A 7,758-nucleotide genomic window follows, 5' to 3' on the forward strand; every position below is an offset into this window, starting at 1 on the left:
GCATATTCGCTCGCTTTCTCATTTCAGCTTCTCTTCCAGCAGATCGAAAATGTCTTCCAAATCGTCAACCGACATCCCTTTTGAGCTAATATCGCTTGGCGTCAGCTCAGCATCCTCTTGTGAGGTACAATGAGCGATTACGCTTCCGAGCTGCGCGCGATAAGCATTCATAAAGCGGCTCATCGTCTCCTCCGAAAATTCCAAGCTGTTGTAATGGCATTTCATTGAAAGTCGGCCTTGCTCGACGATGCCTCCGAAGCTCCATGCAAAGCTGTTTTCCGCTTTTGAGCTGACAGGGGACCCATTGTCATAATCCGACATAGTGAAAATTTCGTTTGTTACATCTCCGTCAATTTGCCCTAAGTAGTTGAAGCAAATCTCCGGCTCAAGGTCGAAGCCAAGCGCTGGCTTTAATGGGTCTGGCGTCATATATTTCAATAGATCGTAGCCGATGCCTTTGCCAGGTACAGCTCGAAGCTGTTCCTTCGTCAGCTTAATCTGACGAGATAAATCGTCCTCCGCGCTCATATCCAGCACAACCGGATATTGGGAGGTGAACCAGCCAACCGTGCGCGAAATGTCCAGCGCCTCTGAGATAGGCTCGCGTCCATGTGATTCTAGGTTGATGCCTACCTGATCTATGCCGGACCATTGCTTAACGGCAAGACCTAATGCTGTCATCAGCAAATCGTTGATCTCCGTATTATAAGCACGTCCAGCGCGCTTCAGCAGATGTTCCGTTTCCATCTCATCCAGCTCGAACTGTGCAGTCCGCAATGTCGAGAAATCACCGCGGCCCGCATGTCTATCGCGAGGAAGAGGAATGACGCCTCTCTCCTCCAGCTCTCTCCAATAATCTGCCTCCCTTAGAAGCAGCGGGCTTTCCGCATACAAGCGGAGCTGCTCCGACCAATAGAGGAAGGAATCGGATTTGAGCGGAAGCCGTACCTGTTCTCCGCTCAGCGCTTGGCTATATGCCTGCTCCAGATCCTCGAACAAAATGCGCCAGGATACGCCGTCAATGATGAGATGGTGGGCGATCAGCAGCAAATGATCGCCGCTTGCCGTCTTGTAATGAGCGGTCAGGAACAATGGACCCTCTGACAAATTAATCGAGCCTTGAAGCTGCTCTGCATGCCTCGCAAGCACCGAGCGGTCATCCGACTCGCCGGTTAAATCAATATACTCGTATTTATGCGTCTCCTCTTCCTCCAGCCCCCGATTGAAGGGGATATAGGAGCCTTCTGCATTCGGACGGAAAACGAAGCGCAGCGCATCATGATGCCGAACGATCGCATCAATGGCAGTTCGGATCGCCTTCTCCTCGAACCGCCCCGGCGTAAACAGCATGACCGATTGATTCCAGTGATGGGCATCGGTAAATTGCTGCTTAAAGAACCAATGCTGAATCGCGGTAAGCCCAGCTTCGCCTGTTACGGCGCCTTGCTCAATGCTCCGGGTGACGGCCTTTAGCCGCGGAGCAAGCTCACCGATTGTCGGATACTGGAATAAATCTTTAATCTCCAGCTTCAAACCATGCGCACCGAGTCTAGCAGCTACTTGTATCGCTTTAATAGAGTCGCCGCCAAGCGCAAAGAAATTTTCAGCCGAACCAATATTTTTTGCGCCAAGCACGCCTTGCCAAATGTCTGCCAGCAGCTGTTCGCGAATGGATTCTGGAGCGATATACACACTGCCGGTAGCGATGCTCAGATCCGGTTCAGGCAGCGCATGCCTGTCAATTTTCCCATTAGAGGTCAGAGGAATTTTGTCCAGTTGGACAAAATAGGCCGGAACCATGTAATCAGGCAGCGATTCTTTCGTAAATTGCCGCAGCTCGGTGACGGTCAGCGCTTCCTCGGCAACGATATAGGCGCACAGCGCTTTGCTGCCGTCCTTCTGGTCACGTGCAATGACGGTTGTTTCCTTAACTTTGCTATGATTAAGAAGTACAGTCTCAATTTCACCCAGCTCGATGCGATGACCGCGGATTTTAACCTGATGGTCGATGCGACCAAGATACTCCATCTCGCCGTTTGCCAATCTGCGTACCAGATCGCCAGTCCTGTACAGTCTCTCGTCAGAATTGTAAGGATTCGGCACAAAGCGTTCCCGCGACAGCTCATCCCGGTTCAAATAACCTCTGGCAACGCCATCTCCGCCAACATACAGCTCGCCATTAACGCCAATGGGAACAAGCCTCTGTCTGGAATCGAAAACATAGCAGGTAAGCGTAGCAATCGGCTTGCCGATATTGCTTACATTTGTCGCGATCTCATGATCCGTTATCACTTTGTAGGTGACATGCACGGTCGTTTCGGTGATGCCGTACATATTGATCAGCTTTGCGGCAGGATACAGGTCGCGGTAAGGCCGCAGCATTGCAGGATTCAAAGCTTCACCGCCAAAAATGACATAACGGACAGCTAATCCTTGGTCCTGCCGGTGCATCTCTTCTTGAATCAAGGCATAAAAAGCAGTCGGCGTCTGGTTCAGCACCGTTACCTTCTCCCGCCTCAGCAGCTCCGCAAACTGCTGCGGATTTTGCGCGGTATGGCGCGGAACAACGACGACTTGTCCGCCGTACAGCAATGCGCCGTACATTTCCCATACCGAGAAATCGAAGCAGTACGAGTGGAACATCGTCCAGACGTCCCGCTCATTAAAATCAAAGGCAAGCCGATTGTTCGTTAATAGCCTTACCACATTCCGATGGGTGATCATAACGCCCTTCGGCTGTCCAGTCGTTCCGGACGTATAGATGATATAGGCTAAGTCCTGCGGCTCATTGACCGCCTCCAAATTACCTTCGTCTCCTGAGAAGGTTGAGCCGTTCTGGAGATCGAAGACCATGCAGGCTTCATCGTTAGCCCGATGGAGATAGGGAGTTTGCGTAAGCAGCGCCTTCGGCTTGCTGTCTTTCAGGATGAACTGAACCCGTTCCTCAGGATAAGCGGGATCTATCGGCACATACGCGCCTCCCGCCTTCAGAACCGCGAGCATAGCAACGATAATGTCGGCAGAGCGGTCCATAAGAATCGCTACTAGATTATCGCGCACAACACCCGCTTCGTCTCGAAGCCGCCTTGCCAGCATGTTCGCTCGAGCGTTCAGCTCACGATAGGTTAGCTGCCGCTCATCGTCCGAGACAGCAATTAGCTCGCCATGAATAGCTGCCTGTTGTTCAAATAACGAGATAATCGTAGCCTCACGCGGGTAGCTTGCCGAAGTATCGTTAAACCCGTACAGCAATTGCTCGATTTCGCAGCTGTTTAGTATATCCAGATCAGCTAATGATTTCTCTGGATGAGCGGCAATAGCATGCAGCAGCTCGATAAAATGGTTTCCAAGCCGCTCCGCTGTCTCTGGGCGGTATAAAGCTGTTGCATATTCAATGCTGAACTGCAGCGAATCGTCCTGCTCGATCACGCCAAAGGTCAGATCGAACTTGGCGATATCGTTGGATTGCGGGTAGGATGTCAGCTTCAAGCCTTCAAGCTGCAGATCAGCCGAATCCATGTTTTGCATAAGAAACATCGTATCGAACATCGGATTGCGGCTCATGCTGCGCGGAATGCCCAATTTTTGCAGCAGCTCCTCAAAGGGATAATCCTGATGCTCGAACGCTTCAAGGCAATGCCGCTTAACCTCGGCAACATAATTTTGGAAAGAAAGCTCTGGCCTCGGGCTTGTACGGAGCGCAAGCGTACCTACGAACAGCCCGGTCATTTCACGCAGCTCATCATGAGCCCGGCCGGCTGTCGGCGTTCCAACGACAAAATCCTCCTGGCCTGTATACTTGCTGAGCAGCACGTTATAGGCTGCGAACAGCACCATAAAGAGCGTTGCGCCTTGAGCTGCTGCCAATTCACGCAGCGAAGCAGCCAGCTCCTTATTGGCCATGAATTCGTATCGCTTTCCTGCAAAATCACGAACGAGCGGACGCGAGTAGTCAGTAGGGAAATCGAACGCAGGCACGCCGCCGGAGAATTGCTCCAGCCAGAAAGCCTCCTGCTTTTTCAACCGATCCGCGTTTGCATCACCCAATTGCCAGACTGCATAATCCTTATACTGAATGCTAAGCGCTGGCAGCTGTCCACCCCGATACAAAGCGGCCATATCCTGAATCAGATGTCCAACTGTAATCCCATCGGCAATAATGTGGTGCATATCGAGCAGCAGCAGATGGCGTTCTTCCTCCAAACGAACGAGACGAGCCCGCATAAGCGGGGCATGTGTCAAATCGAAGGGCCGCACGAAATCGCGCATGATTTGTTCAGCGGGCAGTGTATCGGATGCTTCGAAAACCTCAAGCTCAAGCACAGCCGTAGCATGAATGCGCTGAACGGGCTCCTCCAACTGCAGCTCGAACGTGGTCCGCAGCGGTTCATGCTGCTCGATCAGGCGCTGTAGGGCATCTGTAAGCCTTTCCTTATCTATACCCCCTTCCATAAGCAAAGCATCGGGCATATTGTAAGCCGTTCCGACGTTTTCAAACTGATTGATTACAAACATTCTTCTCTGCGCCGATGTTAACGGATAGACTTCCCTTGGCTCTGCCGGAGCAATGGCGACAAAACTGCCTTCCTCCTGATTCTCACCTTCAATGAAACGGGCAATGCCGCGTATCGTTGGACGATCAAACAGCTCTTTCAAAGGAATGTCTGTCTGCAGCTCCTTCTGAAGCCTGGCCGCTAACAGCATCGCTTTGAGCGAGTGCCCGCCAAGTTCAAAAAAATCTTCCGTTACGCCGATCTTCTCCACTTGCAAAATTTGTTCCCAAATCGGCTGAAGCTGCGCCTCAAGCAATGTATCAGGCGCTATGTATTCACGGTTCCTTGCCAAGCTTGCATCCGGAATCGGAAGCGCCTTGCGGTCGAGCTTGCCGTTCGCTGTGTATGGCAAGCGCTCAAGCCGAATGAAGGCTGCCGGATTCATGTAGGATGGCAGCTGAGTTCCAAGCACCCGTCTTAATGACGCTTCATCCCACTCGGCCCCTTCTTCGAGCGTTACATAGGCGCAAAGCTGCTTCGAACCTGATTCCTCCTGCACAGCAAGCACAGCTGCGTCTTTAATGGCCGCCTGCTTGCGAAGCGCGGCTTCGATCTCTCCCAACTCGATCCGATAGCCGCGAATTTTCACTTGATGATCGATCCGCTCTACGAATTCAATCTGGCCGTCCTCCGTCCACCTTGCTAGATCACCCGTAAGGTAAAGCAAGCCAGCGCCTTCATCGAATGGATGCGGCACAAAAAGCTCCTTCGTCAGCTCAGGCTGATTCAAATATCCACGAGCCAGCCCTTCGCCAGCAACACATAGCTCGCCGACTGCGCCGACTGGCTGTAGCTGCCTATCGCTGCCTACGATCCAAACCTGTGTATTGGCAATCGGAGTGCCAATCGTTATCCGCCTTCCGTCCTCGGCATGACGCAAGCAGGTCGTTATAACGCTGTTTTCGGTCGGTCCGTATTCATTAACCAATTCAAGCGCCGGATTTACGCTCCTTGCACGGTTAACGGTATCCTCCGTAACCTTATCTCCCCCGAGTGTCACCGCTTTGAGCGATAGAGCTTCCTCATGCGTTATAACATCAAGAATCGCCAGGAACATGGCTGGCACTGTGCTGAAATGCGTAATTTGTCCTGCCGCAATAAGCTTCTTCAACGCGAACGGGTCCTTGCTCTCCGCTGCTTTCGCCAAGTGAACGGACGAGCCTGCAATGAGCGGCGCGAAGAACGTACTAACGAAAGCGTCGAATGCAAACGACAAGAAGACTAGCGTGCGATCCTCCGTGCTGAATTGGTACTCTTCTTTCCGCCAAAGCAGCGTATTCACTATGCTGCGATGCTCGATCATAACCCCTTTAGGCATACCTGTCGTGCCGGATGTGTAAATGATATAAGCCAGATCATTCGGCTGAACCCGGACATCCAAATTGGTTGTATCCTCCGCATAGCCGCTTATATCGCTAATATCAATTACATTTGTGCCAAAGCTTTCAGCAAACTGGGCATAGTGTGGATCGGATAGGACACAGCAGGCTTCGCTGTCCTCAAGCATGTAGCGAATGCGATCTGCTGGAAGCGCGGGATCGATCGGCAAGTAAGCGGCCCCCGCTTTAAGGACAGCGAGCAGCGCAACAGCCATATCCGGCGACGGCTCAGCCATAACAGCTATGACGCGGCCTGAAGAGCCGTTATTATATAGCGTCCGGGCAAGGCGATTTGCTTCGACGTTCAATTCCCGGTAGGTCAGTTCTACACCGGCTCCGAGCACAGCGGTTTGCTCCGGCGTGCGCGCTGCCTGGTTCTCAAACAAAGCATGAACGAGCTTCGGTCCCTCATACACCCTCTTCGTATCGTTAAAATGGTCGGACAATTGCCGCTTTTCTTCAGCTGAAACCACTTCTAGGGCGCTCAGCTCGACTGACGGGTTATCCAATATTTGCGTTATGATGCTTCGCAGATGACTTTCTGCACGATGAATAACCAGGCTTTCAAACCTGTTCTGGTTGTAGCTGAATTTGATAGAAAGCTCCTCGGAAGGAGATACAACGACATTCAAATCATAATTCGTTTGTTCAAACACGCGGTCAACCTGTGTCTGGAAGCCGATCGCCTCCTCGGCCTTCCCGCCTTCAACATCCTTGCCTAGCGGATAATTCTCGAATATCAAAATATGATCGAGGAGAGCCTGCTTCAGCTCCGATTGATTTTGCACCTCGTAAAGCGGCAGGTAGCTGTGCGCTTCCATCTCAACCGCTTCTGCTTGGATATTCGCTAGCAGCTGCGCAAAAGTAAGGCCGTCAAAGCTGCGAACGCGCACCGGCACCGTATTTATAAATAATCCGACCATCTGCTCGATTCCCGGCACATCCGAAGGGCGCCCTGATACGACCGAGCCGAACACGACATCGCGCGTCCTATTATATTTGCTGAGAAGCACCGCCCAAACGGCTTGAAAAAAGCTGTTAAGCGTCGCTCCGCAGCCTCTTGCCATTCGAGTAAGGAGCATAGTAGTTTCGGCGTTAATTACAAATTCATGCTGACCCTGACGATATTCTTCCGAAGGGCCTCCAAGCTGTTTTTGAGGCAAAGACGTTTGTTCTTCAAAGCCTTCGAGCGCTTTTTTCCAATAGACTAGAGATTGCTCTTTGCTTCTATTTTCAAGCCATTTGATGTAATCACCGTATGGATAAATGATGCTTTGAGGAATCGCGCTGCCTGTTCGCATAGCAGCATAGATTTGAAACAGCCGCTGGATAACAACGCCAAAGCCCCAGCCGTCCATCAAAATATGATGATGGCTCCACATTAACCGATAGGTATGTTCTGTAGTGCGGAACAAAGCGACTCGAAGCAGCACATCCTTCGATAGCTGAAAACCGCGGCTTCGGTTTGCCTCGTTATAGCTCTCGATATACTTGCCTTGCTCCGTCTCACCTAGGTGGCGAAGATCCTCATAATGCAGCTTCGTGCTCCGTTCGTGGAAAACAACTTGCCGGGGGCGCGGCAAATTTTGATGAACAAACACTGTACGCAGGATGTCGAATTCCTTCATGATGCTGTTTAAACATTGCTCGAACAGCTCCGGGTCCACGCTGCCTATCAGTGAAGCTTCCATTAAAGTGAAATAAGCGCTTGACTTGCTGTTTATGATCGAGTGGAACAGCATCCCTTCCTGCATAGGAGTAAGGGGGTACACCTTCTGAATCGCATTTGCTTTCGTCATTATTCACCTCGTGTGAAGTTGGCTTAT

1 protein-coding gene is annotated in these 7,758 nt (G+C 51.5%); it reads right to left on the reverse strand.

Translation table 11 applies throughout. The annotated features are described in order from the left end of the window. Positions 1-18: 18 nt before the first annotated feature. The gene (locus AC2TDN_RS15285; RefSeq protein ID WP_484688612.1) at positions 19-7,731 is read right to left on the reverse strand and encodes an amino acid adenylation domain-containing protein; all 7,713 of its coding nucleotides are present in this window, start codon (positions 7,729-7,731) and stop codon (positions 19-21) included. Positions 7,732-7,758: the final 27 nt, after the last annotated feature.

It is taken from the genome of Paenibacillus sp. Y660, from assembly GCF_057221575.1.

What these genes read in the sequence shown, in the direction of transcription:
- AC2TDN_RS15285 (WP_484688612.1), bottom strand. Translation starts at nt 7,731, where the DNA reads ATGACGAAAGCAAATGCGATTCAGAAGGTGTACCCCCTTACTCCTATG.